Annotated in this window: 1 protein-coding gene; it reads right to left on the bottom strand. The window is 57.6% G+C overall.

The annotated features are described in order from the left end of the window. A partial coding sequence (locus tag AC1DT3_RS23130) for a recombinase family protein (protein WP_477467498.1) occupies positions 1 to 547 on the bottom strand: 547 nt, incomplete at its 3' end. Positions 548 to 761 lie beyond the last annotated feature (214 nt).

A 761-nucleotide genomic window follows, 5' to 3' on the forward strand; every position in this document is an offset into this window, starting at 1 on the left:
ACCCCGCCTCGTGCATGGGTTGAACAATCCCCCGCCAAGACTCCGCTCGCTGGTCGGCCTGCCGCTTGACCGCCTCGTTGCGCTTCATCGTGGCGTCCCTCATGCCGCCCAGTTTTACGCCTCTGGCCTTGGCCTCCTTGAGAGCCGCCTTCGTCCGCAGCGATATGAACGTTCGCTCCTGCTCCGCAAGGGCGGCGTAGATGTGGAGCTGGAACTTGTCCGCATGGGGCATTGAGGCGACACGGAAGGACAGCTTGGGATCGTCCATGAGAGACGCGATGTGAGATACCCTGCGACCGAGGCGGTCCAACTTTGAGACGAGGAGGGTAGCTTTGGTCTTCTTGGCGAGGTCGATGGCCTTGTTGAGTTCCGGCCTCTCGCTGTTCGTCCCGCTCTCTACTTCGAGAAACTCCCCAACGATCTCGAAGGGCGCTGGGCTGTACGTCGTCAGGTAAAGACCAATGTCCCGGTCTTGGGCTTCGAGACCCAGTCCGCTCTTACCTTGCTCCTCTGTCGAGACACGGCGATAGGTGACGTACTTGATCATGGTCAGTCGCTCTCAACGAGTGGTCGTTGAGCATGACTTACATAGGTCGTATCAAACGTCAACGGTCGTTGTGTGTGTAACAGTCCTTGTTTGGACCAGGGGCTGAGGGTGTGTTAAAATCAAACCATGGCAGGACCCCACCGATGTGGCCCGCCGTCTATAATGCTTGAGAATGAAAATTAGGATCGCGAGGATGCCTTGCGGTCCTTTTCTT

Source organism: Microvirga sp. P4_G7, from assembly GCF_056401005.1.